We start from the raw sequence: 26,261 nt of genomic DNA, 5'->3' as shown, positions 1-26,261 counted from the left end.
CTTTAATAGTTATGTTAAAAAAACATCATAGGAGGAAACATGAACAAAGCAACTAAAGTTTTCTATATCGCATTCGCACTTGTCATTTTGACCGTCGGCTTCGGAGTTATCGCGCCGGAAGTATTTGAACAGGCTACAGGAACAATCCGAACTTATATCAATACAGCTTTCGGCTGGTATTATTTGATGATCATGGCGCTTCTGCTGATTTTTGTCATCGTCATCATCGTTAGCCCCTACGGCAAAATCCGCCTCGGCCGGGATTCGGACCGGCCTGAATTTTCCACATTTACTTGGCTGGCTATGCTGTTCTCAGCCGGAATGGGCATCGGGCTCGTCTTCTACGGCGCTTCTGAACCGCTGTCTCATTTCGCCATCCAGCCAGCGACAGCTGAACCCGGAACGGATGAAGCTTTCAAGGAAGCTTTGCAGCGTACTTACTACCATTGGGGCATCCACGTCTGGGCCATGTATGGAATGGTCGCACTGTCCCTGGCGTTCTTCCAATTCCGCAAAGGGCAGCCAGCTCTGATTTCGACCACATTGAAGCCACTATTCGGCGATCGGATGAACGGCCCGCTTGGCACATTAGTTGACGTATTGGCTGTATTCGCCACCGTCTTTGGCGTCGCCACATCGCTTGGCTTCGGAGCTGCCCAAATAAACGGCGGGCTTGCTTACCTATTCGGCGCACCCCAGGAATACTGGGTGCAGATGGTCATCATCGGTGTCGTTACACTTTTGTTCATCATCTCGGCTTGGTCGGGACTGAACAAAGGAATCAAGTATTTATCCAATACCAATATGGTCCTGGCCATCGCTTTGCTGGTATTGGTCCTCATTCTGGGCCCGACGATTCTGATCCTCAATCTCTTTACGGAAACATTCGGGGCTTATGTCCAGAATTTGATCAGCTTGAGTTTCCAGTCTGCACCGCTTGATGCGGAAAACCGCAGCTGGCTCGATGGCTGGACAATCTTCTACTGGGCATGGTGGATTTCCTGGGCGCCATTCGTCAGCATGTTTATCGCCCGTGTCTCCAAAGGCCGGACGATCCGTGAGTTTTTGATTGGCGTTGTCCTCGCTCCAACGATTTTCGGTTCGCTATGGTTCGGCGCATTCGGGACCACTGCGATCGATATCCAAAAAAGCGGTGTCGACTTGACCGCCTTCCCGACCGAACAAACTTTGTTTGCGACATTCAGCCAATTGCCGCTTGGGATCATCATGTCGATTATCGCGATCTTGCTCGTCAGCACATTCTTCATCACATCTGCAGACTCGGCGACTTTCGTCCTGGGCATGCAATCGACAAAAGGTTCGTTGCTTCCGAGCAACCAGATTAAGATCCTCTGGGGCATCGCCCAGTCGCTCGTCGCTGCGATCCTGCTTTCTGTAGGCGGTTTGACAGCTGTGCAAAACACCATCATCATTGCGGCTTTGCCGTTTTCGTTCGTCATGATCCTGATGGTCATCGCGCTGTTCAAAGCCTTGAACACGGAGCATCAATTAATGCAGCGCAAAAAATAAATTCCCGACCGCCGTTAAAAAAACGGCGGTTTTTTTTAAGCTTAAAGCCGCATCCAAGGGGTATAAGGAAGTATGAATATCTTGGAGGTGCTCACGTTGGAAGAAGAAACGAAGAAAATCATTCAGGATTCACTCGATGCCTTATACGAAAAAAAGGAATTTTTACCTGATTTGACCGACGGGGTCCGCACTCAAGCATTTAACTCATTAAGCGCAATTATCTCCACGCCGAACAATATCCATAAATCATTTTTACGTGTCCCGCGAGAAGACGGGACAATCGAACGGATCCCCGCTTACCGTGTGCAGCATAACGATAGCTTAGGGCCATATAAAGGCGGCATCCGCTTTTATGAAGGGGTCAATGAAGATGAAGTCGTCAATTTGGCCTTTTTGATGACTTTGAAAAATGCCCTTCACCAAGTGCCTTTCGGCGGAGGCAAGGGCGGCATCGTCATCAATCCGCGCAATTACAGCGAAAAGGAATTAAATATCGTTTCGCGTAAATATGTCCGCTATTTTGCCGATGTCATCGGGCCGGATAAAGACATTCCAGCACCCGATATGGGATCTGGCGAACGCGAAATGGACTGGATGATGGCGGAATATAAAAAGATCCACCACGGCAAGCCTTATCTCGGCAGCTTCACCGGAAAAAGCGTCGTCAACGGCGGTTCGCTCGGACGCCGGGAAGCGACCGGCAAAGGGGTCTATTTCACTTTCCGCTATTTGATCCACGATTACGTATTGGCACACAAAGAGCATCTAAAAAATTCCGGGAACCTGTTTGCGCAGACAGCTTTGGAGCATGCGGAGCGTCCCTTGAAAATGGCGGTCCAAGGGTTCGGGAACGTTGGATCTGTCGCTGCACTTGAAGCCTATCAATGTCGCGCCTTGAACAATCAAGTGATCGCCGTCAGCGATCGCAACGTCACGCTGTATAACGGAGACGGCCTCGATATACCAAGTTTGATCGCTTTCACTTCCGGCAATCGGGGAGATTTACCGAAAGATGCAGCAGAACTCGACCAGTCTGGGATAAAAGCAGAAATCCGGGGGCGCGAAGAATTATTGACTTTACCTGTCGATGTACTCTTTTTGGCGGCGCTTGAAGACCAGATTCACCAAGGCAATATGGAGGACATCCAAGCCAAGATCATCGTAGAAGGCGCAAATGCACCGACGACGCGTGTTGCCGATGAGTATTTGGACAATGAAGGGGTTATCATCATCCCGGATATCTTAGCCAATGCTGGCGGTGTCATCGTCTCCTATCTCGAATGGCTGCAAGGCCGCGAAACCCAATACCACGAAGAATCGGAAGTATTCCGCCTGTTGTTGGAAAAAATGCAGGAAACGATGGACACGATCCTTCCCCAATATTTCGGGAATCCATATCCACTTCGCGAAACTTGTTTTATCCATGCCGTACAGCGTTTATCGACGGTGCTGCATAAACAAGGAAAGCTCTATTAAAAAAGACAACCCGCTGATATGTAGCGGGTTGTCTTTTACTTTAGAAGCACATTTTCAGCAATCTTTTCAGACCGCTTTCCGTTCATTCATTTTCGGCTATGCGTTTTTCGTAAGAATGCCGGTATGCACCGCGGCGGAACTGGAGAATCGGATCTTCCGAACAACTGATGCCTGCGGTCATTGCGGTTGGATCATACAAGGCTTGTTCAGCTTGCTCGTCGGGCGCTTCGATCATCAATCGCCCAAGAAAGATGCGTTCACGGTCTTTTGGCCAATCGCGCGTCGGATCGTCCGTCGGGTCGCCTGCTTCACCAATGATGGCATACAGCTTGAAAAATACGGGGCTGCGTGTGGTTCGCTCAGCCAATTCCCGTTCGTAATAGCCGAAAGGCAAGTCTTTCATATCCTTTAAGGAACGCTTGTCTTCACCTGCATCCGGCTCGAATACATATTTCACTGCCTGTCTCTTGCTGCCTTCCTTTTCAAAATAGAACGCATGGATGGAATGGTAGATGCCTGTCGCAAAACTTTCTGGCACCGTCATTTTCTTCACGCTCGAGAACATCGCTCTCACTTCAGGAAAATCCGTCAGCAGCTCTGCCAGCTCCCCTAATTTCGGACTGCCCTTCTGAAAAGAGCGGGATACTTCAAGCATTTCCATGAAGCGTTCCGGTGAACGGGTGAAGAACACCGGTGAAGTCACCGACACGATATTTGTCACCTCTTCCGGCCCGATCTTGAATTGGACTGCCATGCCTTTGACTGGCGACATGGCATCCGCCCAAGTGGGATCCGGCGAGAAATGGGAAAAACGCACAAATACTGGCACCTTTACATTTTGAAAATGCGCAGCATCGGTCAATTCACTGGCCTCTCCGCTGCCTTCGAACAGTCCTCTATATCCTGCGCCTCTAGCATGCGCGCGCCGATAGCCTTTATGCTCACCGAAGACTTCTTCGATCTGGTTGACTGCCTGTTGTTCTTGTTGATTGGCTTCCATGCCATCCCTCCTTTTTTCTTTCATACCCGCTATGCATATTATTGAAAAGAACGGGAATACCTTTTAAGTAGAATGCTTTTTTAAAAAGGAGGAAATTGAAATGGATTTTCAACATCAAGACAATCGCATTGCCATGATCGACGGTTCAGAGGAAGTCGGCTTTGTCAGCTACGTCGAAAACGGCGATGTGCTAACGGTTGATCATACCGAAGTGGCCCCGCAGCTTAGCGGCCAAGGCATGGGCAAAGAGCTGGTCGGCAAAATGGTTGAGCATGCAAGAAACGAAGGCAAATCAGTGGACCCGCAATGCCCATACGCCAAAAAAGTAATCGAGCGCACAGAAGAGTTCCAGGATGTTCTGGTGAAATAAAGCATAAAAAAAAGGAAGCCGCTGCGGCTCCCTTTTTTAGTATCGAGAAACTCCAAATGTTTAACTTTCATTTTGCTCAAGCTTCCCATAACAACTGTGCTCCCACATCTGCGTGGCAGATGCGTCGCAAATGAATGAACTCAGCGGATGCTTCGTTCATTCAAAAGAAAAACCGTTTGCTCTGCTTTCGCTTTGCTCAAACCTCACGTAAAAGATGTGCTCCCACATCTGCGCGGCAGATGCGTCGCAAATGAATGAACTCAGCGGATGCTTCGTTCATTCATTGGCCGCCTTTTTTATTAACGGAAATCGCCGTCCGCTACGTTGTAGAGGTAGCTCCAATTGTCCGCTTTATGCAAGTCGTGGAACGTCAGCTTGTCACCTGTTCCAAGTGTCACTTCTTCACCCATGATCGCGACGACCATGGCCGTGCCTGTGTTATCAAGGTTCAAATAGACATCGCCGATTGACGGGCGAATCGAGCTTCTGTCGCGCAGATCGTCTGCAAGCTGTGCATCATGCTGCTGCTGCTCTGCTGACACTTTCCCTTTATCGTAATATGCAATGTCGTTGCTGCCTTGCTCTTCTCCCGGAACCATCACGAAAAATTCTCTCGACTTGACCGTGTTCTGTCTTGTCGTGATGACATTCTTGCCTTCAACCGATTCGATTTTCTCGAACTCATTCAAGGAATAATGGTCCATATAATCCGGGTCCGGCTTGGCGATCAGGATGTAGCCGCCTTCTTCTGCGGAAACGTCTTCGCGCAATGTGTAGCGCTCCCCGAAGAACAGGAACGAATCCATATGTTTCGGCTTATAGAGCGATACTTCGTCTGCACGGCTTGCTACTTGCTCCATGTCCTTGACGCGGAACATCAAAACCGATTTTTTAGCGAGCGGCTTAACGGAATAAACTTTGTGCAATTCGTTGTTGTAGTAGACGAATTGACCTTTACGTACTTGAAGTAATTTCATTCTTTCCCCTCCGATACTATCAGTGCTATGGACCATTCTAGAGCAAACAATGCAGGAAGTCCATGCAACCGAGTGATTTATCTGCTATTGTAAAAACATCCCAAGATTCTGTAAAAGGAGTGACCCGCATGGAATACGAAAGCCGTGAAGATTTCATCATCAAGAAATACCAGCAAGACGAAGAAACGATGGTCCGCGTCTTTGTGCAATGGTGCGTCAATCATAAAATCGACCCGCTCGCACTTTATACGGCAGCATATCCAGCACAGGCTGAAAATCAACTGCTGAAAACAGCAATGGAAGAAACCGAAGCATTTGAATACGACATCAGCGGTGATGTCCTGCTCGAAGTACTGCAATCATTCGGCAACGACGATTTAGCGTTTGAAGTCGCAAACGCCATGGCAAAATTACCGCGCGAGGAATAGTTTAGCGGTGGCCTTTGCGCGCCAATTCCTTCGCCTTGTTTTCGATGTGGGTCGTGCGCAAGTTTTCCAGGCGGTTCGAGGAGACACGGCTATAGATGCCATCGAATTTCGACGCCGTTTTTAATTCCTTGCTTTCCACGTCCGCCACATCTTCCACTTCCGAAGGCGTCCGTTCTTCCACTTCCTGCGTTTCTTTATCCATCGCGAGTTCACTCCCTTCCGCAAACAAATCCCTTTTTTCAACCGTTCCCTTGAATGGCGGGTAGTAAACGTCCATCCCCCGGCAATGAATGAGCGAAGCTGTGTTGAGTAGACGGTTTTTTAGTGACGAGGAAGCTCTCCTGCCCACAGGGTCTTGAGATCAGCTGTGGAAAATACGGCTTCTTAACTTTATCGACAATATGAAAAGAACGGCCGAATTTGCATCCGGCCGTTCTTTTCATGTTAATCTCCATTTACTTTGCAAAAGTGGCAAGGTTTTGCCGCTGGTTCTCCAGATACTTCGCCAATTCAAGCATCCCGTACATGCCGCTTTCTGCTTCCGCATCGGCATTGTAATTGGTGTTGGTGTTGACATCGTAAGTAAACAATTCGCCATCGGCATTTTGAATAAATTCGATTCCGGCCACTTCAATACCGTTTTCTTCAAGGAAGCGTTCGTATTTGGCGATGATTGGATTATCGAATCCTTCGATGATCTGGAATTTCGGGCGTGTTTCCGACGCACCATCTGCCGGGCAGGAGATGTCTTCAAGCCGGCATGCATCGGCCGGGCATAATTCGAACCCTTCCGATGTATCCACCTGCACCGCGTAGAGGAATTTGCCGCCGACAAATTCGCAGCGCGTGATGAACGGCTCAGGTGCTTGAATATATTGCTGCAATAAAGTGATGCCATCCACGGATTCGTCGAATTCACCACCGCCCACATATTCCTCCAGCGCTTCTAATGAATGGAACAACCGGACACCAAGCCCTTTTCCGGCACGGTTATGCTTGGTAATGAATGATTCGCCTTCAAAAGCCGAAGCAGCTGCGAGAAGTTGTTCCTTCCCGCTCACCGCAACCGTTTTCGGCGTCCGGATTCCCGCTGCGTCAAGCGCCATGTATTGGTTCACTTTGCTCACTTCAAGCCGGAGTGCGCGGCTGCCATTGACGACGCGCCGGTTGTGGCGCTCGAGCCAAGAGATTTTCGCTTCGGCCATTTCAGGCGCAAACCGATGCCCTCTCGTATGCGAAGAAGCACTCATGCGGTTATAGAACACCCCTTGCGGCGGCTCATTCGTTAAATCGACCGATCCAGCGTCGGTAAACCAATCTTCATAGGGCACGCCGAGCTCTTCCAAGCGCCGAAACAAATGGACTGTCCATTCTTCGTTTTCATGAATTACATAAACTTTCTCCGTCATTCGGGTTCCTCCTTAGAAATAGAGCTTTGAATACATTGAGCATACAGCATCCCCTTAATCCCTACAAGTCTTATAGACTTTAAGGGATAAAACGCATAAAAAAACGCCGGATGGCTCCGGCGCCCATTTCATTTCAAGAAGTGAAAGTCGATGGCATCAACACGGCAACCACTTCGCCGTTTGCGACTTTTACACCCCCTGCAAATACTTCCACATTCACTTTGAATTTTTTCGGATGGATCTCTTCAACTTTCCCTACCGCTTTTAAGGTCTTGCCTTGAGGCGTCGGCTTCAGGAAATCGACATGCAATGAACCTGTCACGAAGCGCGGCGGCTCTTCCCCGCTGCCAGGCTCATGCCCATTTTTACGGTGAAGGGCGAGCGACGCCGATCCCGTGCCGTGGCAATCCACAAGCGAAGCCAATAATCCCCCGTAAACAAATCCGGGAATTGCCGTATGTTCTTTCCGCGGTTCGTAGAAAGTCACGGTTTCTTCGCCATCCCATCCTGTCCGTAAGTGAAGCCCGTCTTCGTTCAGGCGGCCGCATCCGTAGCACCAGGCAAAATCTTTTCCATACTCATCTTGAATTGCATGTTCTACCGTTTCACTCAATCTCGTCCACTCCTTTTGCAAAAGTTATCCTCTGCTCTATTCCACATGATCGCGAAAGATGCCTGCCAGAAGGCATAGAAAAAGCATGACCCGATAAACTCGGATCATGCTCTTCCTTACCTTATCCTCCGATTCGTCCGTGGAGGATTTTCGCACGCGGAAAATTCTATTCAATTCTTCTACAAACGTACATGTTGGCGATGTAAAACTCCCGCCTATGCAGTTTAATGGCGCTGGCCGTCTTTGGATTTCTCACATATACCTCTCAGTGATCAATAGACTTTGCAGCCAGGCGTTCAGTTGCACTTACACAAAAAACCTACCTGTTACTGTTGAAACTTCTTAGGCTGAACCATTTTCATCTGGTTCCCGACAAGAGCTATATCGCCAGTAAAGCAAATTTTCCGCCAAGGCTGTGCATATTCTCATCAGAAGGCGATTCCGGTAAAAACCGCTCGTGTCTTCTGACGGTCATTCCGCCTTGTACTAATTGGATACCCGCCTCATTTATCGCTTAAACCTATTTTTCATAATTTTCTTATTAATTTTAAAACTTTTTTACTTTTCGTGATTTGGACATTATACTTATGATTAGTTCGACATCCGGAATACAAGGGAGAGAAAATCATTGGTTAAAAGTTTACCGCCACGTTCAGAAATATCTATAGAAGAAACATGGAATTTAGAAAGCTTGATGGCAAGCCCCGAAGCATTCGATTCCTCTCTGGAGGAGATTGACCAAGAGACAGCAGCCTATGCCGAGAAGTTCCAAGGCCAGATCACCGACGCCCAGTCGGCATTGGAAGCACTTGAAGCGTATTTGGCAATTGCCGAAAAACTGGTCGCCCCGGGCACTTTTGCAAGCCTGTCCTACAGCACAGACCAAACCGATGCGAAAGCACAGATGCGCGCCGGGAAATACAGCGCTTTTTCCGCAAAGATCGGCAGCCGCCTCGCTTTTGTGACGAGCGAACTGCTGGAATTGCCGGAAGACACGCTAAAACAGGCGATGTCAGAATCCAAAGAGTTTGAAGGCTATTTGAAGAAATTACTGCGCAAAAAACCGCATCAATTGCATCCGGCCGCGGAAAAAGCATTGGCTTCCTACTCCTCTGTCTTCCAAGCGCCTTACGAGCTATACAATACGACGAAAATGGTCGATATGGATTTCCCGGATTTTGAAGCAAACGGCAAATCCTATCCGCTTAGCTATGTGTCGTTCGAAGGTGACTGGGAAGCGGAAACCGATACCGAGATGCGCCGCGCCGCATTCAAGGCGTTTTCCGATAAGCTGCGCGATTACCAGCACACGACGGCCAAAACTTATGATATGCAATTACAAACCGAAAAAACGACTGCCGATTTGCGCGGTTATGATAATATTTTCGAATATCTCCTGTTCAACCAGGAAGTCGACCGCACGCTTTATGACCGTCAAATCGATTTGATCCAGACGGAACTGGCGCCACATATGCGCAAATACGCACGCCTGCTGAAAAAAGCGCACGGTTTGGACAAAATGACCTTTGCTGACTTGAAGATTTCCTTGGATCCCGAATACGATCCGGAAATCACGGTCGAGGAATCGAAACAGTATATCAATGAGGCGCTTGGCATCATGGGAACGGATTATTTGAATATGGTGGAACGGTCGTACGATGAACGCTGGATCGATTTTGCGCAGAACAAAGGCAAGTCGACGGGCGCATTCTGTGCGAGCCCTTATGGCGACCATCCGTATATCCTGATCTCCTGGACCGGCCGCATGAACGAAGTATTCGTACTCGCGCACGAACTGGGCCACGCGGGTCATTTCTATCACGCGAACCGCGAGCAGAACCTGTTCAACGCACGTCCTTCCCTGTACTTTATCGAAGCGCCTTCGACGATGAACGAAATGCTTGTGGCGAATCATTTGCTGAAGAATTCCGAAGACCCGAAATTCAAGCGCTGGGTCATTTCGTCGATTGTGGCGAGAACCTATTACCATAACTTCGTCACCCATTTGCTTGAAGCGGCCTACCAGCGTGAAGTGTACAAAAAAATTGACGCTGGGGAAAACGTCAACGCAGGTGTGCTCAATGAGCTGAAACGCGGCGTGCTTGAGGAATTCTGGGGAGATGATGTCGAAGTCACAGAAGGTGCGGAATTGACGTGGATGCGTCAGCCACATTATTATATGGGCCTTTACCCATATACCTACAGCGCCGGGCTGACCATCTCCACACAAGTGTCGAAGCGCATCTTGACGGAAGGCCAGCCAGCCGTCGATGAATGGATCGGCGTACTGAACGCAGGCGGAACGAAAACCCCTGTCGAATTGTCCAAAATGGCAGGCGTCGACATCACAACCGAACAGCCACTCCGCGACACAATCGCCTATATCGGCGAATTGATTGATGAGCTCGAACGCTTAACTGAAGAAATCGAACAGCAAAATTAATACAAAACAGGCGGCATAAAGTATCTCCCTTTATGCCGCCTGTTTTTATTTCACACGTACGAACCGAATCATTACTTGTTCGATAATGATGGCGATGATGGTGCCTGAAATCAACCCGTTGGATAAAATGGCCGCGACAGCTGAAGGCAGCCCGGCCATGCTTTCTGTGGGGATGAACATCAAACCAACACCTGTCATCAGGCCAAAAGCCGCCACTTTATAAGATCGTTTGCGATTTGGTTCCGCTTCAAGCGCGTTGAAAGCCATTTCCACCATTTTGGAGAAAATCGCAAAGATGACTGCATAGGCAACCGGAGCCGGCAAAGCGGCGAGCACGGCCATCAATTGAGGAAACAAACTGATGCCCGTGACGATGACGCCGCCAACGATAAACGGGCGCAGTCCTGGAGTCCTTGTTGCACTGACAAACCCAGCCGAACCGGAAATCGGCACAGGGCCAACAGAAGAAAAAAGCCCTGCAAGCAGATGGTTCAGCCCTGAGGCAACCGATGCCTGCTTCATGCGGTCTTCTGACTGGATGGAAAAAGCATTTTTCAGCAAGCTTTCCATCACGTGGACCGAAGCCATCATATTGGCGATTAGCAAGATGGTCAAGAACAATGTCGTGACCAGCATTCCCCCGTCAAAGACGAGCGGGCCAAAGACCAGCATGTCGGGGAATGTCATCCATGCCCCGTCAGTTCGGGGAATACTTGGCGCTTTGCCGATCGCCCAAAACAACAGCCACCCAAAAGCGATGGATAACAGTACTGAGTAACGGCTGATAAAAGCCGAACGGTGGAACATGAAATAGAAAGTGATTAAAATGACAGCGACCGCTGCCAACAGCACCCGCACATCCAATAAATCCCCTTCCGATGAAATACCAAACAGGCCTTTCATGATCGATTCGCTGATCTGCAGCACGAGCAGCAGTAAATAGATAAACGTGACTGTAGGAGTGAAAAATTGTTTCAGCTTATCCACTACACCCGTGACTGCGAAAACAATAAATAGAATGCCGCTATAGAACAAGCCGCTTTGCAGCACTTGCAAAGACTCCTCAGCAGTTGAGTACAAGACGCCGACAAGTCCGGCGTAGACGATAAACACGCCCCACCATAAGCCAGCCGGTCCTTCGTTGATTGGCAAGCGGTGGCCGATAAAGGCCTGGATGAGGCTGGCGATACCGAGGACGAAGATGGTGCGCTGTAAGAACAGCGCGGTATCGGCAGTGTCCATGCCGAAGATGTTTGCGATGGCGATGGGGGCTGCAATGGATGAAGCGATGAGAAAAATCGCCCATTGAAAACCGCCCGCTAAATTTTTTGTCATGATGGCAACTCTTTTCATTTAAAGTATTGTTTCAGTATACACGCTCCACTAACGAGAAAAAGCCCTGAAACGTCAGGGCTTTTTGGTCGGCGGGCCGTTTGTGTCTTTCGGCTCTTCCGGTGTATTCGGATGTGCTTGCCGTTCCGCTGTTGCTTGCTCATCAGCATCTTCCCGTGTCTCGCCGCGGTCGTAAATCACCGGGTATCCTTGCTCGTTCAATTTTTTGACTTGCTTCCGCGATGCTTTCGTCAACAGGCGGACGATCAGGATCGATAGGATGAAAATGATGACGACCGAGATGATTCCCGGAATATATTCTGATTTATCTTCAGGAAAATAGAGAAAGTCCATAACATTACTACCACCTTTAAACTTCAAGTTTCACTAGTATTATACATGAAGCCGAGCGGCTGTTGCCGCCGGTAAGGTGAACATTTCATGGCAATCGGACAGCATTCGATACCGCTTGTTTTAGGATTTCGTAAGAACGCACACGTTTTTCCTGGTCATAGATATAGGAAACAGCCATCAATTCATCGATTGGCAATGAACCGGCGAAACGGCCGATTTGTTCTCCCAATTGCTCGGCATTCCCTTTGAACGTATAGCGCGCCATCGATTTGACCATCGCTTCTTCTGCATAGCTCCAGCGGCCTTCCATTGTATCTACAGGCGGCATCAATGGATTTTTCGTGCCGCGGACGACGTTCAAGTAAAACTGGTCGCTCGATGTCGAAAGCTGCTCCGCTTCTTCTGCACTTTCGGCCCCGACCACATTCACACAAGCGATGACATACGGTTCTGATAATGTATCGGAAGGCTCGAAGCGGCTGCGATAGATGGCGACTGCCGACTCGAGTTGCTGCGGGGCGAAATGCGCTGCAAACGCATACGGCAAGCCGAGCTTCGCTGCGAGCACGGCACTCGATGTGCTTGAGCCTAGAATGAATAACGGTACTTCCGTCTCTACGCCTGGATAGGCTTTAACGGATTCCTGTGCTTCGAGCGGGCCGAGGTAGCGCTGCAATTCTTCGACATCTTCAGGAAATTGGAACGCAGTTTCCTGTGTTGTCCGGCGAAGCGCGCGCGCGGTTTGCATATCCGTTCCCGGTGCGCGCCCAAGACCAAGATTCACGCGTCCGGGATGCATCGTCTCAAGCGTGCCGAATTGTTCGGCGACGACAAGCGGCGTATGGTTCGGCAGCATGATGCCGCCGGAGCCGACTTCGATCGTCTCGGTCGCTTCGAGCACTTTGGAAATGAGAATCGACGTCGCGGAACTCGCGAGCGTCGGTGTATTGTGATGCTCGGACAGCCAGAATCGCTTATAGCCGAACTGCTCGGCATGGCGTGCAAGGTTTTTCATATCTTCGAACGCTTGCACCATCGGAAAGCCTTGGCGTACTGGCACCAGATCCAGAATGGATACTGCAAGCTCTTTTGTTTGTTGTGTCATGTGTCAACTTCCTTTCATCCAATTCGGATGATATAAGGATAGGAGGAAATTCCTTCAAATTCAAACTATCTGCTCTGCTTATAATTGATAGCTTTTGCCGATTTCAGCGAACGCTACATCTCCGCTGTAAGTTTTCTTCGCTTCCGCAAGGATTTCGGACAATTCGCCGTACTGAGGCAAATGGGTCAGCAGCAGCTGTTTGGCTGAAGCTTCTGAGGCGAGTTTCCCCGCCTGGCTGCCGCTCATGTGGCCTTGGATGATGCCGAGGTATTTTTCGTATAAATTCGATTCTGCGACAAGCAAGTCAGCGGATTCAGCAAACGGCACGAGTTCGTCTTTCCATGCCGTGTCAGCCGTAAAGACCGCTGTCCGCTCCCCATTCGTGAAGCGCATCGCCAGGCAGTAGACAGGATGGTCCGTTTCGCAGAAGGTCACCTGGAACGGCCCAATATCCAGCGTGTCGTCCGAGTGAATCGCACGCCCTTCCGTAACGCCTTTATAAGACAATGAAGCGAATCCTTCCTTGTCTTTATCATGCGCATAGATCGGCAAAGGCACATTCCATTCCTTCAATTGCATGCCGACCATCGCCGCATGCTGCAAGACGCCAATATCCGCCACGTGGTCGGGGTGGTAATGGCTGATGACGACCGCATCGATGTCTTTCAGTTCCGTATAATTCTGCACCGCTGCAACCACTCCACTGCCGCAGTCGAGCAGGCAGCGGTAGCCGTCCTGTTCGATCAAGTAAGCGCAGGTCGCTTCGTTTTTGTTCGGGTAGCCGCCCCAAATACCGATTGGCGTAATTTTCATGGTCACCACTCCTCCCGTTTTTCCCCAGTATATCATTTCAACACACGCCGCATAGTTTAAGAGTTTTGGCACGTGGTATATAGGAAGTAAGAAGAAAATATTGGAGGGATTCGTTTTGGTAATTAAACTATCAGTTGAAAACGCGGTACAAGCAAAAGCAGAAATTGAAAAGCTTGAAACACAAGGATTCACGCATGACGACATCTATATTTTCGCTCACGACCCTAAACGCACGAAAGACATCACGAAAGCACTAGATACAGAATCGGTTGGCATGAAAGAACAAGGCTTCCTCGACAGCATGAAAAACATGACTTCTTCACGCGGAGATGAATTGCGCGCGAAATTGGAATCAGCCGGCCTCACGAAACAAGAAGCTGAAGAGTACGAAGAAGTGCTCGACACAGGAAAATTGGTTATTGTGGCCAATAAAGATCATTGATGATCACCTAAAATCCCGCACAGCATAGGGCTGTGCGGGATTTTTTTGTCACCTATTATTTACTTTCCAAAAAATGCTATATCACAAATATTATTTAGCTACATAGCCCTTACTGAATAACTAGTAAAATACTCTTGTTTTCCGAATTAGGTTTGTGAGAACGTTTTAATTTTGCTATATTTGAAAAAGGTTAATTTTCAAACAAGTAAATTTGCACGCTTAATGAGGGGGAGCAAGATGTTTAAAAGTATCAAAATGGGCAGCGCCTTTATCGGCATCATTGTCGGTGCCGGTTTCGCTTCCGGGCAGGAAATCCTGCAGTATTTCACCAGTTTTGGAATGATGGGAACTGTGGCAGCAGTAATCGCCACCGCATTTTTCGCTTATCTCGGGATGAGCTTGACGCGCCTCGGCAGCCGCATGCGGACCACTTCCCACAAAGAAGCCATTTTCGGCATCAGTGGCCGATTGATCGGCACCATCGTCGATTACATCATTATTTTGACTTTATTCGGCGTAGGGGTTGTCATGATCGCTGGAGCCGGTTCGATTTTCTCCCAGCAATTCGGCTGGTCAGCTGCTCTGGGCAGCACGGTCATGGCCGCCTTGATCATCTTGACGATCATGTTGAATGTCCAAAAAGTCATCAACATCATCGGGAGCATCACGCCGTTCCTGATTCTGTCAGTCATCGCACTCGCTGCCTATAGCCTAGTGACGATGGACGGTTCGTTTTCAGCGCTTGAGTCCATCGCCAAAGAACAGGAGTCTGCGGTTGCAAACTGGTGGTTGTCTGCGATCAACTACGTCTCCTTCAACATCGCGGTCGGCGCATCGATGGCCATCGTCATGGGCGGGACGGAAAAAGATGAAAAGATTGCGGCACGCGGCGGATTGATCGGCGGGCTTGGGCTTGGTATCCTGATCATCTTGAGCCATTTGGCGATTTTCTCGAAAGTCGATGTCGTCGGCACGGCAGAAATGCCGATGCTGCAAATCGCAGATGATTTGTCGCCTGCCCTCGGCGTCTTCATGTCGGTCATTTTGTTCGGCATGATCTATAACACCGGCGTCAGCATGCTGTTTTCGTTCTCCGCACGCTTCGTGCCGATGGGGACAGCAAAATTCCGTACGTTCGTCATCATCGTCGGAGTCATCGCTTACGTCCTGAGCTTTGTCGGGTTCACAAAACTCGTCAGCATGTTCTATCCGGTTGTCGGATACTTAGGTTTGTTCCTCGTCGGCGCATTGATCTATGCCGATATCAAAAAACCGAAACGACAAGAAACACGCGCAGAAAAAATCAGACACCAAAGCACATGATTGTGCTTTGGTGTTTTTTTCATGGTACCGTTACTATAAGGCTTTTCAGCAAACGGAACGGAGGAATAGACAATGAGTGAAATCATTCAATTAAACGGCCGCCGAATCGAAACAGATCAGCTTGAGCTTCGCAGCTTAACGGACGGCCGCAGGCAGATCTCGTGTGACTTCAAAGTGACAAGCGATGCCTACCATGACATTGCCGTATTATTATATGAGATGAATTTCCGCGTCGCTTTGCCGGCTAAAGGCCAGGAATTCGACGCTGCCATTTCCAATTATTTCACCGATACGACCAATCTCTATAAAGGCAATGAAGTAGCGGACTATCACCTGGAACTGACCGAACTCGCATCCATTTAAAAATAAGCACAAGAAAAGCGTATGGAGAAAAAATCTCCATACGCTTTTTTATTTTCGCTTGAAACGGCTGCCTGTGTTTTTGCTGCGCAAACGCGCCATCAGCTCTTCAGCTTTATCCATGCGCTCATTCGCCTGCGTAAGATCTGCTTCGATATCCACGACCCGGCCGTCTTCGATGCTCAGCGTGAACCACATCCCCTGCCTGCTGCCTTCCGGCAAATAGCGCAGTGGCACATGGAATTCACGCCCGGCTTGTTCTGCGATGATGACGGCCACGCCGCCGTCTTCAAAACGATCCAATACCCCTCTCATCCGCTCACTCCCCTACACAAGCTAGTCCCTGTTCTTTCAATCCGGCGAGTTTTCCTTCGCCAATGCCGCTGACACGCGTCAGTTCATCGAGCGTTTCAAACGGGCGCTCATCGATGATCGCCTCCGCCAATGCTTCGCCGATTCCTGTCAACTCCGTCAGCTCCGCAGTTGAGGCTCCGTTGATGTCCACACAGCGGTTGCTGCCTTCTTTGGCGACGCCTTCCCGTTCCGTTTCAACGCTATATTCCTGGCCATCCGTCTCGACAATGATTGTGCCATTGACGTCAGTGCCATATACTTCCGCACCTTCGTTTTCTACAGACGCTAACACTTCCGCATAAGGATGGCCATAAGGATTATCAAGGCCGGCACTGTAAATCGCCACGTCGGGCTCGACTGCCTGCAAAAATTCCAGGCTTGTGGAGGTATTGGAGCCATGGTGGCCCATCAGCAAGATATCCGCTCCCAGCGGCAAATTGCCCGCGACCATTTCCTGCTCTGCCTGGATGTCAGCATCGCCTGTAAAGATGAACGCTGTCTCCCCGTAACTAATGCGGAACGACAGCGAATCGCCATTTGTATCACCGCTTAATTCTTTCGGATGAAGCACTTTGATCTCCAGCGAGCCGATCTCGTATTCGTCCCCGCGCCGCGGTTCTTCATATGGAATTTCGACTTCATCGACTGCTTCGAGCGTCCGGATAAATGTATTGGAGGAACTCGGGTTTCCCGACATCCACACTTCCCCGACTTCGTAAGTCTCGATGACGCGCGCCAATTGGCCGATATGGTCGGCGTCCGGATGGGTCCCGACCGCGATATCGATTTTTTCGACTTCCAGTTTGTCCAGATACATCAGCACATCACTAGCGTTCCAATCGCCGGCATCGATCAGCATCGAATAGCCGTCCCATTCCAGATAGGCAGCGGACCCTTGGCCGACATCGATATAATGAACAGCAAGCCCGCCTGGTTGTTCCGGCGCGGCTTTTTGCTCCGGTTCCGCCGGTTTCGGGTTAGCCGGTTCGCCAAGCGGGACGCAGCCCACTAAACCCAGCAATAAAACGGCGAGCCACATTAGCTTTTGCATGTTTTCCACCTCTTACCCGAATTTTACCACAGCTCACGAAAAACACGGAAACTCCATATAAAAAAGCACGGGATATCCCCGTGCTTTCACGTCGACATATAGTCGCCGCCGTTCATATGCAAAAATTGCCCGGTCATATAGGAATTTTGCGGATCTGCCAAGAACACATAGGCTTTCACGAGTTCATATGGCTGCCCTGGGCGCCCCGCCGGCACGTCTTCTCCAAAATCGGATGCGACGTCCGGGTTCAGATCCCCGAAAGTCTTCGTGATGAGCGGCGTCCATATGGGGCCCGGCGCGATGCCGTTGACCGCAATTTCCTCGCGGACGAGCCGTCTTGCCAAGGAACGGGTCATCGCGACCATCGCCCCATTTGCCCCCGAATAGTCGATGAGATCCGAATGGCCCCGGTAAGCATTGATGGAAGCTGTATTGATGATGCGTGATCCCTTTTTCAAATGAGGCAAAGCTGCGCGCACCAAGTAAAACATCGCAAACGCCTTGATCTCGAAGGTTTTCAGCATTTGCTCATCGCTAATATCGAGCGGCGAAGTTTGCGGGTATTGGAACCCGGCGTTGTTGACGACGATATCCAACGCGCCGAACTCCTCGAGCGCAAAGTTCACGAGCGCATCGCAATTTTCGGATTTTCCAAGGTCTCCTGCTAAAGCACGTCCTTCGCCGCCGTAAGATTGGATGATCTCCAAGGTTTTTTCGGCGCCTTCTTCGTCATCAAGATAGCCAATGACCACACGCGCCCCTTCTTTTGCATAGGCGATCGCGACCGCTTGCCCGATGCCGCTGCTGGCACCGGTGACAATCGCCACTTTCCCTTCCAACGCGCCGCTCGCTTTGTAATCAGCCAGATCGGTATTATCGAAACTTGCTTGTGCCATTGCTCATCCTCCTGCCGGTTTCAGTTAGTCGGAACTTTCGACAATCCCCATACTTCTTCGGAATACTGCTGGATCGTCCGGTCGCTTGAGAAAATGCCGGAAGCGGCGATATTCCTTACGCACATGCTCGCCCATTCGACAGGATGCTCGTATGCATCGAGCACACGGTCATGCGTCTTTGCATAGTCCCCTAAGTCCTTAAGGACGAAAAACGGGTCTCCGTGTTCTGTCAATTGGCGTACGATGAAATCGGAATTATGGGGGCCATCCGACCATTCTCCACGCGCCAATTCTTCAATGGTTTCGCGGATAGACGGGTCTTGTTCGATAATGTCTTTCGGATTATAGCTTTTGTCATGCTCGAAACGCATGACTTCTTCTGAACTCATGCCGAAGACGAAAGCGTTTTGTTCGCCGACTGCGTCAAAGATCTCGACGTTCGCCCCATCATAGGTCCCGAGGGTCAACGCGCCGTTCATCATGAATTTCATATTGCCCGTGCCTGATGCTTCTTTGGAAGCCGTAGAGATCTGTTCGCTGATGTCCGCTGCCGGAATCAGGAACTCTGCGTGGCTGACGTTATAGTCCTCGACGAACACAACGTGCAGATGGCGTCTGGCGACCGGATCATTATTGACACGCTCGGCTACCGTATTGATCAGCTTGATCACTTGTTTGGCAAAATGATAGCTCGGTGCGGATTTTCCGCCGAACAGGAAGGTCCTTGGATACGGTCGATAATTCGGGTCGCTTTTAATGCGCTTGTATAATTGCTGGACATGCAATATATTCATCAGTTGTCGCTTGTAACCGTGGATTCGTTTGATGTGGATATCAAAAATCGAATCGGGGTCAACGATAGTATTGTGCTCTCGTTCGAGGTGATGTATCAAATGCTCTTTTTTCAGCTTTTTGATCGCTTGGAATGCTTCCAAAAATGGCCGGCTGTCCGCCAGATACGCGAGTTCACTTAATTGTTCAGGCCGTTGGATCCAATCAGGGCCGATGTGTTCGGTAATGAGTGAGGACAACTCCGGATTTGCCGCAAGCAGCCAGCGGCGATGCGTGATCCCGTTGGTTTTGTTGTGGAATTTATGCGGGAAGTATTCATTCAGTTCTTTCATTTCGCGTTTTTTCAGGATTTCGGTATGGAGCTTTGCTACCCCGTTCACTTTATAGCTGCCCACGACTGCCAAGACGGCCATTTTCACGACGCCTCCGTCGATGATCGACAGTTTGTGGATCGCCTGTTCATCCAATTCCTTCGATTCCCATTCGGCCCTGAAACGGCGGTCGATTTCTTCGATGATCTCGTAAACGCGTGGCAATAGCTGGCGCAGCAGTCGGCTTTCCCATTTTTCCATCGCTTCTTCCAAAATCGTGTGATTCGTATAGGAGATAGTCCGCGTCGTCAATGACCAAGCTGTATTCCAATCCAGCTCATAATCATCCATCAAGATCCGCATCAATTCCGGAACCGATAAAGCCGGGTGCGTATCGTTGATTTGAATCGCCACTTTTTCAGGCAATTCTTCGATGTCGAAGTTGCGCGTCGAAAGGATGGTGCGGATAGAAGCGCTGCACAAGAAGTATTGCTGTTTTAGGCGCAGCAGCTTTCCGCTATCAAGTGCGTCATCCGGATAAAGACGGTCGGATATTTTAGCCGTCTCGAGTTCATTCACCAAATAACCGAGCCCATAAGGCAACGGCTGGTCGGACGGTTCCGCCTGCCAGAGCCTGAGCGTGTTGATCGTGCCGCCCTTTGCCCCGACAATCGGCATATCGTATGGCACGGCTTTGACCCACACCGCATTTTTCAGTTCCGTGCGGACGCCTTGCTCTTCTACAGTCATGCTGGCTTCCCCATAAAACGGGATATCGAGTGCAAGATCTTCCCTGCGTACTTCGATGCCTTGCCCTTCTTTAATCCAATTGGTCGGCAATTCCACTTGAAAGCCTTTGATAAAATGCTGTGTGAACAAACCACCGCGATAGCGGATCCCGCAGCCATGCCCGGGCAAGCCAAGCGAAGCGAGTGAATCCAGGAAACACGCAGCCAAACGCCCGAGCCCGCCGTTTCCAAGCCCCGGTTCCTGTTCGAGCTCTTCGATTTCCGATAGTTTATAGCCGAGTTCGCCGAGCGCTTCTTCTACCAAATCGTAGGCACCCAAGTTGTGCAGGTTTTGCCCAAGCAAACGGCCCAGCAGGAATTCGATCGACAGATAGTACAATTGCTTGTCGCCGCTGTCCCGGTTGGCCGCTTGCTGCTTGTCCCATTCCTGCAACACTTGTTCACAAACCATTTTTCCTAATACGTTATAGGCTGTGTTTTCTGTTTTATCCCCATTTTCCACTGTTAATCGCCGGTTGAATTCTTCCTTGAATTGCTCCTTGGAGTAAAACATTCTCAACACACCCTTCAGTTTAAGCTCGTATATAATTTCTCGTATTCTTTCGCCGAACGCGACCATGAGGAATCTCTCGCCATGCCATTATCGATCAACGCATTCCAATGGTCGGGCTTGTCGTAGAAGGACAGCGCGCGCGATAAAGCTTCATCGAAATGATGGCCGGCTTTGAAATCGCTTAAGAAGCCCGTTCCTGTCTTATCGTCTTCATTATATTCGTCTACCGTATCGCGCAAGCCACCTGTCCGGTTTGCCACCGGAATCGTGCCATAACGCATGGAAATCAATTGGCTCAAGCCGCATGGTTCAAAATGCGAAGGCATCAGGAAGATATCCGCGCCTGCGTATAATTGATGGGCAAAGGCTTCATCAAAACCAAGATGGACAGAGACTTTTCCCGCATAATCCACTTCAAGTCGCTGGAAAAACTCTTCGTAATGAACTTCCCCAGAACCGAGCAGCACAAACTGGACATCGCCTTCCAAAAATTCAGGCAAGCTTTGTTCGAGCACATCGATCCCTTTCTGTCCCGAAAGCCGAGAAACCATCGTTAATAATGGAACATCCGGCTCTTCCGGCAAGCCGCAGCGTTTTTGGATGGCGCGCTTGTTCGCTTGTTTCCCCTGCAAATCCTCTGCGCTAAAAGTCTGTGCGATGTGTTCATCGGTTTTCGGGTTATAGGCTTCTGTATCGATGCCATTCAATATGCCATGCAAATCCGCTTGCCGTTCAATAAGCAGATTTTCCAAATGTTCCCCGTAAGCTTCGGTTAAGATTTCATCGCGGTAGTTCGGGCTGACAGTCGTCAATTTATCGGCATACAGCATACCGGTTTTCAAAGAATTGAAGTTTTCGAGCCAGGCAACTTGGCCGTTTTCGTAAAATTTTTCGTCCATCCGGTACTGCTCCAAAAATACTTCTTTCGGAAAGTTTCCCTGAAACTGGATATTGTGGATGGTCAGGACGGTTTTCACGCGACCGGACAGCTGCTGGTATTGCGGATCTTCCTTCAATAAAAATGGCAGAACAGCCGTATGCCAATCATGAACATGCAGAACATCCGGAGCTGTATCAGAACGCGTCAGGAAATCCAGGACCGCCCGGCTGAAAAAGGCGTAGCGCTCGGCATCGTCCGGACCGTAAATGCTGTCCCGTTCAAAATAAGAATCATTTTCCAAAAACAGGAATCTGACACCGTGCACATTCAGTTCGTACATTGCATAGTTTTTCTCTTCGCCTTTAAATTCCAAGGAATGTTCTTCCGTTTTCTGGAATTGCTGCTGGTAGCGTTCGTGAATCAAACTGTATTTCGGGATGATGACCTGCACCTCGTGTCCGAGGCGGGCCAATTCCTGCGGCAACGCGCCGATTACATCAGCCAGGCCCCCCGCTTTAGCAAAAGGGGCGCATTCCGCGGCGGCCATCACAATCTTCATTGGGAATCCTCCTTCGTGACCCGTTCGCCTTTTCTAAGGACAATCGGCCGGTCAGCTGTGCCGATCAACTTCACGCCTTTTTCGATATAGACATCTTTGTCCGCAATGACATAAGCGAGCTCGCAATTTTCCTCGATTGTGCATTTCTGCATAATGATGCAGCTATCCAAACTCGCATTGATACCGATTGTGACCGCCCGGCTGATGATGCTGTTTTTGACATTGCCCAGGATCGTGCTGCCGTTTGCCATCATCGAGTTCGATACGTTCGATCCGTCCAGATAACGGGTCGGCGGCTCGTCTTTCACTTTTGTGTAGATCGGTGCTTGAGGCAAAAACAGCAATCGGCGGTTGTTCTCGTCCAATAGCCCGAGCGATTCTTTAAAGTATTGCTGGATCGAGTCGATGATGGCGAAATACCCTTTATATTCATAAACGCCATATGAATAGGGCGCTTTTTTCAAGTTCACTAAATCTTCGACGCTAAGAATGCGCTTTTCCCGATAGGAACGGATCAATTCAAGCATCAACCTACGTGACAGGATATACGATTTCAAAGAACCGCTTGCACCGACCGCTTCGGTGATGTCCTTTCCGGATGCCAGGTGATGGGCAAGCATTTCTTTATAATCCAATTGCCCCGCGACAAAACTGCTCGTGACCACCACATGTGTTTGGCGGCTCTTTTCAAAAAATTGGAGATGCTCTTCAAAGTCACGGAATGAACCGACTGTCGCGATGCCCCCGTTTTGATGGGTGGTCGGAAGGAAGAACAAGCCTTCTTTACGTCTATCCAGATCCCAGCTTTTCCCGACGCCGATATGGTCAATCAGCGACCCAAAGGGCTGCGAAGCGAAAATGCCGACGGAGTTGATATCCGCATTCACCAAATTCGACAAAGCGAAATCGATCAGGCGGTATCTTCCTGCGAACGGAATCGAGGAGACCGATCGATGAATGGTCAGGTCTTGGAGCCCTGCTACTTTTACAGATGCGTCCACTGCGGCCATCAAAGTCATTGCTGCCCACTCTCCTTCCATGAATCGATTAAGTCTTGCGTTAACAGCGTGATGCCCGCTGCCGGTTCGAGCAACCGGTAATTTTCCGGAACCGTCACGTCCGGTGGAACGATGACCCGGCTCAAATGGGCCCCTTGCCCGATTTTCGTGCCGCTCATGACGACGCTATCTTCTACAACCGCTTCTTTCTCTACCAGGACATTCTGGAAAATGACCGAATGCTTGACCGTCCCGCTAATGACACAGCCTTCATTGACCATCGAACCTTGTACACGCCCTGTTTTCGTGATGACTTGTGGCGGCAACTGGGGATTCGATGAATAAATCCGCCAGGCCGGATCGTGCAGCACGAGCCCTGCCGATGGATCAAGCAAATCCATATTCGCCTCCCATAGACTGTCGACCGTCCCTACATCTTTCCAATATCCCTTGAACGGATACGCCACCATTTTTTGTTGGTCTTTTAGCATTTTCGGCAAGATATCTTTTCCGAAGTCATGGGTGGATTCTTCAATATTATTGTCTTCCTCTAAATAACGCTCCAGTTTTTCCCAATCGAAAACATACACGCCCATGGAAGCCAGGTTGCTTTTCGGTTTTTCGGGTTTTTCGTCGAATTCAACGATGTTCATGTCTTCATCGGTGTTGACGATGCCGAAACGGCTCGCCTCTTCCCATGGCACTTCCAACACAGAAACCGTGACATCCGCCTGTTTTTCTTTATGGTATTCCACGAGTTTTTCATAGTCCATCTTGTAAATATGGTCGCCTGATAAAATCACGACATAATCAGGTTCGCAGCTGGTCAGGAAATTGATGTTCTGGTAAATCGCGCTGGCTGTGCCGGCATACCATTTGATGCCGTCGATTTCGGCATAAGGCGGCAGCATCGTCACCCCGCCTTGATGGCGATCCAAATCCCAAGGCGTACCGAGCCCGATATAGCGGTGGAGCGCATGCGGCTGATACTGAGTTAGGACACCGACTGTGCTGATACCCGAATTGGTGCAATTCGACAAAGGGAAATCGATGATCCGGTATTTCCCGCCGTAAGGAATGGCGGGTTTCGCAATATCGTACGTCAATGATTTCAAGCGGCTTCCTTGTCCGCCTGCGAGAAGCATAGCAACTACTTTTTCATTCACAATAAGTCACTCCCATCTTTTCTTTTTTTCCAGATGCTCATCGTGAACGGCGGCAAGTCAAGCTTCAATGAGAAAGGCTGATTGTCGCACGGAACATCGAGCGTTTTTGCCGCCTGCTGCAACTCTGCAGCCGTGCCGCCAAATTTTGCTGAATTGGTGGAGAAAATTTCTTCATAGAAGCCTTTGCGCGGTGCTCCCACATGAAAGCTTTCATAATGATGCTCAGAGAAGTTGCACAGCACGAGGCATTCGTCTTCCGGCAAAAATCCCCTGCGGATAAAGGTCGCCACGCTTTGTTCATGGTTGTCGGCATCGAGCCACATAAAGCCATCGCGTTCATCATCGAGTTCAAAAAACGCTTTTTCGCTCCGGTAGAATGCCAGCAATTCCTTCATGAAGTCAGCGATCCCTTTATGTTGCGGATCTTCGAGCGATGCCCAGTCGAGTTCGGGCTGGAATTCCCATTCCTCGAAGTGGCCAAACTCTTGGCCCATGAACAATAATTTTTTGCCGGGATGCGCCATCCAAAATCCGAACAGCAAACGCAATTGGAGGAAACGCTCTTCCCTCGTGCCCGGCAGTTTGTTGAGCAGGGATTTTCGCCCATCCGCTACAGTGTCGTGGGAAAAAATCACTTGGTAGCGCTCTTCATATTGATACACCATCGAAAAATTCATTTTCCCATGGGCTTTCGACCGTTCTGCCGGCGGCGTTTTCATATACTCGAGCGTGTCATGCATCCAGCCGAAATTCCATTTATAGTCAAAGCCGACACCGCCGGATTCGACCGGGTGGGTCACTTTCGGATAATGCCAGGCATCTTCTGCAATCAACAATTTCTCCGGATAATGGAGCTTCAAACTAGCCGTCAACTTCCTGAGGAAATCCGCCCCTTCCGCATTGTGCGGACGCTCTTTGATGTTCGGGATGAACAATAGGTTGACGAGCGCATCCATCCGGTAGCCATCGAACTTGAATTCCTCCAGCCAATAATGGGCACTCGACAAGATGAAGCTCACCACTTCGCCTTTGTTGATGTCAAAGTTCAACGTGCCCCAATCCGGATTCATCCGGCGCTCTTCCCGCGCTTCTTCGTAAAGCAGCTGGCCATTGAAATTCGCCAATCCGTGCTGATCGACGCAAAAATGGCCGGGGACCCAGTCCAAGAACAAGCCAAGGCCATGCTCTGTGCAGGATGTGACAAAATATTTTAAGTCTTCAGCTGTTCCGTAACGTCCTGTCGGCGAAAAATAACCCGTTGTCTGGTAGCCCCAAGATTCATCAAGCGGATGCTCGGTAATCGGCAAAATTTGAATATGCGTGAAGCCCATCTCGATGACATACGGAATCAACTGATCTGCAATTTCACGGTACGTATAAAATTCCCCATTTTCTTTGCGCCGCCAAGTGCCAAGATGCACTTCGTAGATGGCCATCGCCCGTTCCAGATGCTTATCGTTGATCGTTTGCTTGTGTTTCAGGACCTCCAACGGCCAAGCGTACTCCCCAGGACCCGAGACGATTGATTTGGTGAATGGCCGTTTCTCGCTTTGCCGTGCATACGGGTCCGATTTCCACAGCACTTCGCCTCTTGGCGTCCGAAGCGCATATTCATAGAGACGGCCTTCCAAATTTTCCGGGATGCTCACCCCCCATATACTCGCGTCATGCGGATGCCGCTCTAACGGATAAGTGGATGTGTCTTCCGTATCGGGATTCACGCAGACTACGTCGATGCCTTCAATGTCAGGAGCCCAAACCGAAAATGTCGTTTCTTCCCCAAATGCATGTGCGCCGAAATACAAATAGCCATCGACCATCTGTCCTTCATGAAAAGCTTGCAGCCGTTCTTTCGTCCATGTGTTCAACAAAAATTCCATGCAGCGCCTCCTTTTGGCCAAAACCAAGTTTAGTTTCTATTCTACATTTGAAATGTAAAGTCCTTGTTAAGATGCCGATGACTGCCAAGAAATTCCA

24 protein-coding genes and 1 pseudogene are annotated in these 26,261 nt (G+C 49.7%); 8 read left to right on the top strand and 17 right to left on the bottom strand.

Features of this window, described 5'->3' with window-relative positions:
- Nucleotides 1-39: 39 nt before the first annotated feature.
- Together M1Q06_RS01920 and M1Q06_RS01915 are read left to right on the top strand one after the other, a co-directional pair.
- Nucleotides 40-1,530 (top strand): glycine betaine uptake BCCT transporter, encoded by a 1,491-nt coding sequence (locus M1Q06_RS01920; protein ID WP_434401245.1) that lies wholly within the window; start codon nt 40-42, stop codon nt 1,528-1,530.
- 72 nt (nt 1,531-1,602) lie between these two features.
- Nucleotides 1,603-3,006: a Glu/Leu/Phe/Val family dehydrogenase gene (locus M1Q06_RS01915; RefSeq protein WP_434401243.1), complete on the top strand. Its 1,404-nt coding sequence runs from the start codon at nt 1,603-1,605 to the stop codon at nt 3,004-3,006.
- Between the two features lie 82 nt (nt 3,007-3,088).
- Here M1Q06_RS01915 and M1Q06_RS01910 read toward each other — a convergent pair whose 3' ends face one another.
- The gene (locus M1Q06_RS01910; protein ID WP_434401241.1) at nt 3,089-4,006 is read right to left on the bottom strand and encodes a catalase; all 918 of its coding nucleotides are present in this window, start codon (nt 4,004-4,006) and stop codon (nt 3,089-3,091) included.
- A gap of 88 nt (nt 4,007-4,094) precedes the next feature.
- Between M1Q06_RS01910 and M1Q06_RS01905 the strand changes: the two are divergent.
- Nucleotides 4,095-4,376, top strand: a pseudogene (locus M1Q06_RS01905) (GNAT family N-acetyltransferase); the annotation flags it as partial.
- A 299-nt stretch (nt 4,377-4,675) separates the two neighbouring features.
- Here M1Q06_RS01905 and M1Q06_RS01900 read toward each other — a convergent pair.
- Complete coding sequence (locus tag M1Q06_RS01900) at nt 4,676-5,353, bottom strand: hypothetical protein (RefSeq protein ID WP_121300811.1); 678 nt, start codon at nt 5,351-5,353, stop codon at nt 4,676-4,678.
- Between the two features lie 128 nt (nt 5,354-5,481).
- On the opposite strand from M1Q06_RS01900, the gene M1Q06_RS01895 reads away from it, so the two are divergent.
- Nucleotides 5,482-5,781, top strand: a complete 300-nt coding sequence (locus tag M1Q06_RS01895) for a hypothetical protein (RefSeq protein WP_274625050.1) — start codon at nt 5,482-5,484, stop codon at nt 5,779-5,781.
- Between the two features lies 1 nt (nt 5,782).
- Here the strand turns inward: M1Q06_RS01895 and M1Q06_RS01890 are convergent, their stop codons facing one another.
- From M1Q06_RS01890 to M1Q06_RS01880, 3 genes are all read right to left on the bottom strand, one after another.
- Nucleotides 5,783-6,058 (bottom strand): hypothetical protein, encoded by a 276-nt coding sequence (locus M1Q06_RS01890; protein WP_434401239.1) that lies wholly within the window; start codon nt 6,056-6,058, stop codon nt 5,783-5,785.
- A 178-nt stretch (nt 6,059-6,236) separates the two neighbouring features.
- Nucleotides 6,237-7,190, bottom strand: a complete 954-nt coding sequence (locus M1Q06_RS01885) for an ATP-grasp domain-containing protein (protein ID WP_434401237.1) — start codon at nt 7,188-7,190, stop codon at nt 6,237-6,239.
- A 133-nt stretch (nt 7,191-7,323) separates the two neighbouring features.
- Nucleotides 7,324-7,803, bottom strand: coding sequence for a PaaI family thioesterase (locus M1Q06_RS01880; RefSeq protein ID WP_121300807.1), 480 nt, complete (start codon nt 7,801-7,803; stop codon nt 7,324-7,326).
- A gap of 628 nt (nt 7,804-8,431) precedes the next feature.
- Here M1Q06_RS01880 and pepF point away from each other — a divergent pair.
- Complete coding sequence (pepF, locus tag M1Q06_RS01875) at nt 8,432-10,246, top strand: oligoendopeptidase F (RefSeq protein ID WP_434401234.1); 1,815 nt, start codon at nt 8,432-8,434, stop codon at nt 10,244-10,246.
- Nucleotides 10,247-10,291: 45 nt separating this feature from the next.
- Here pepF and M1Q06_RS01870 read toward each other — a convergent pair whose 3' ends face one another.
- The 4 genes from M1Q06_RS01870 to M1Q06_RS01855 all read right to left on the bottom strand — a co-directional run bounded on the left by M1Q06_RS01870 (nt 10,292) and on the right by M1Q06_RS01855 (nt 13,850).
- Nucleotides 10,292-11,581 (bottom strand): purine/pyrimidine permease, encoded by a 1,290-nt coding sequence (locus M1Q06_RS01870; RefSeq protein ID WP_121300805.1) that lies wholly within the window; start codon nt 11,579-11,581, stop codon nt 10,292-10,294.
- Nucleotides 11,582-11,653: 72 nt separating this feature from the next.
- Nucleotides 11,654-11,932 carry a hypothetical protein gene (locus M1Q06_RS01865; protein WP_121300804.1) on the bottom strand — a complete coding sequence of 93 codons (279 nt, stop codon included), beginning with the start codon at nt 11,930-11,932 and terminating at the stop codon, nt 11,654-11,656.
- A gap of 85 nt (nt 11,933-12,017) precedes the next feature.
- Nucleotides 12,018-13,037, bottom strand: coding sequence for an LLM class flavin-dependent oxidoreductase (locus M1Q06_RS01860; protein WP_434401232.1), 1,020 nt, complete (start codon nt 13,035-13,037; stop codon nt 12,018-12,020).
- 78 nt (nt 13,038-13,115) lie between these two features.
- The gene (locus M1Q06_RS01855) at nt 13,116-13,850 is read right to left on the bottom strand and encodes an MBL fold metallo-hydrolase (RefSeq protein WP_434401230.1); all 735 of its coding nucleotides are present in this window, start codon (nt 13,848-13,850) and stop codon (nt 13,116-13,118) included.
- Between the two features lie 115 nt (nt 13,851-13,965).
- Between M1Q06_RS01855 and M1Q06_RS01850 the strand changes: the two genes are divergently transcribed.
- The 3 genes from M1Q06_RS01850 (at nt 13,966) to M1Q06_RS01840 (ending at nt 15,978) form a co-directional block, all read left to right on the top strand.
- Nucleotides 13,966-14,292 carry a general stress protein gene (locus tag M1Q06_RS01850; RefSeq protein ID WP_121300801.1) on the top strand — a complete coding sequence of 109 codons (327 nt, stop codon included), beginning with the start codon at nt 13,966-13,968 and terminating at the stop codon, nt 14,290-14,292.
- 237 nt (nt 14,293-14,529) lie between these two features.
- Nucleotides 14,530-15,615 carry a YkvI family membrane protein gene (locus M1Q06_RS01845; RefSeq protein ID WP_121300800.1) on the top strand — a complete coding sequence of 362 codons (1,086 nt, stop codon included), beginning with the start codon at nt 14,530-14,532 and terminating at the stop codon, nt 15,613-15,615.
- Nucleotides 15,616-15,687: 72 nt separating this feature from the next.
- Nucleotides 15,688-15,978: a DUF3219 family protein gene (locus M1Q06_RS01840; protein WP_434401227.1), complete on the top strand. Its 291-nt coding sequence runs from the start codon at nt 15,688-15,690 to the stop codon at nt 15,976-15,978.
- A gap of 48 nt (nt 15,979-16,026) precedes the next feature.
- On the opposite strand, the gene M1Q06_RS01835 is transcribed toward M1Q06_RS01840, so the two are convergent.
- The 8 genes from M1Q06_RS01835 to glgB all read right to left on the bottom strand — a co-directional run bounded on the left by M1Q06_RS01835 (nt 16,027) and on the right by glgB (nt 26,164).
- The gene (locus M1Q06_RS01835) at nt 16,027-16,290 is read right to left on the bottom strand and encodes a DUF3006 domain-containing protein (protein WP_121300798.1); all 264 of its coding nucleotides are present in this window, start codon (nt 16,288-16,290) and stop codon (nt 16,027-16,029) included.
- 4 nt (nt 16,291-16,294) lie between these two features.
- On the bottom strand, nt 16,295-17,380 hold the full coding sequence (locus M1Q06_RS01830; RefSeq protein WP_434401225.1) for an MBL fold metallo-hydrolase: 1,086 nt from the start codon (nt 17,378-17,380) through the stop codon (nt 16,295-16,297).
- 86 nt (nt 17,381-17,466) lie between these two features.
- The gene (locus tag M1Q06_RS01825) at nt 17,467-18,276 is read right to left on the bottom strand and encodes an SDR family oxidoreductase (protein WP_434401223.1); all 810 of its coding nucleotides are present in this window, start codon (nt 18,274-18,276) and stop codon (nt 17,467-17,469) included.
- A gap of 20 nt (nt 18,277-18,296) precedes the next feature.
- Complete coding sequence (gene glgP, locus M1Q06_RS01820; protein WP_434401221.1) at nt 18,297-20,681, bottom strand: glycogen/starch/alpha-glucan family phosphorylase; 2,385 nt, start codon at nt 20,679-20,681, stop codon at nt 18,297-18,299.
- 14 nt (nt 20,682-20,695) lie between these two features.
- Entirely contained in the window at nt 20,696-22,120 is a 1,425-nt protein-coding gene (gene glgA / locus M1Q06_RS01815; RefSeq protein ID WP_434401219.1) for a glycogen synthase GlgA, read from the bottom strand.
- Nucleotides 22,117-23,139, bottom strand: a complete 1,023-nt coding sequence (locus M1Q06_RS01810) for a sugar phosphate nucleotidyltransferase (protein ID WP_121300793.1) — start codon at nt 23,137-23,139, stop codon at nt 22,117-22,119. The genes glgA and M1Q06_RS01810 overlap by 4 nt, the downstream gene beginning before the upstream one ends.
- Entirely contained in the window at nt 23,136-24,284 is a 1,149-nt protein-coding gene (locus M1Q06_RS01805; protein WP_434401217.1) for a glucose-1-phosphate adenylyltransferase, read from the bottom strand. Before M1Q06_RS01805 ends, M1Q06_RS01810 begins: the two co-directional genes overlap by 4 nt.
- A complete protein-coding gene (glgB, locus tag M1Q06_RS01800; RefSeq protein ID WP_434401215.1) occupies nt 24,281-26,164 on the bottom strand; it encodes a 1,4-alpha-glucan branching protein GlgB in 1,884 nt (627 codons plus the stop codon). The genes M1Q06_RS01805 and glgB overlap by 4 nt, the downstream gene beginning before the upstream one ends.
- Between the last annotated feature and the right edge of the window lie 97 nt (nt 26,165-26,261).

This window comes from Planococcus sp. 11815, assembly GCF_051096385.1.
GTDB classification, from domain to species: Bacteria; Bacillota; Bacilli; order Bacillales_A; family Planococcaceae; genus Planococcus; species Planococcus citreus.
This window is presented reverse-complemented; position numbering and strand designations above follow the sequence as displayed.